This is a genomic window from Vogesella lacus (assembly GCF_979366295.1).
Window position 1 is genome coordinate 1 of the sequence record NZ_CEETQT010000051.1, and the last position, 286, is coordinate 286.

General features: G+C 63.3%; 1 pseudogene. It reads left to right on the forward strand.

The features are described from left to right. Nucleotides 1-286: pseudogene (locus ACZ9W6_RS17675) on the forward strand (VanZ family protein); the annotation flags it as partial.

The window sequence follows — 286 nt, forward strand, 5'->3', positions numbered from 1 at the left end:
GGCGCCAGTACCAGTTGCGCGCCATCGTCTACTTCCTGCTGACGGTGATCGTGCTGAAACTGGTTACCGCCGGTGCGCTGCTGAAGCCGGCATTGTTCTTCCAGTGGGTCAATCTCAATGTCGCGCTGGGGCTACTCGGCGGCCTGTTGCTGGTGTGGGCGGTGACGCGCGGCCAACGTTGGCCGCAAACCCTGGTTGCCATGCTGTGCCTGCTGCTGTCGCAGCTGGTGGTGTCGTTCTGGCCGCTGTCCGGTCTGCAGTCCGACGTGTTGTCGCTATTCCGCTG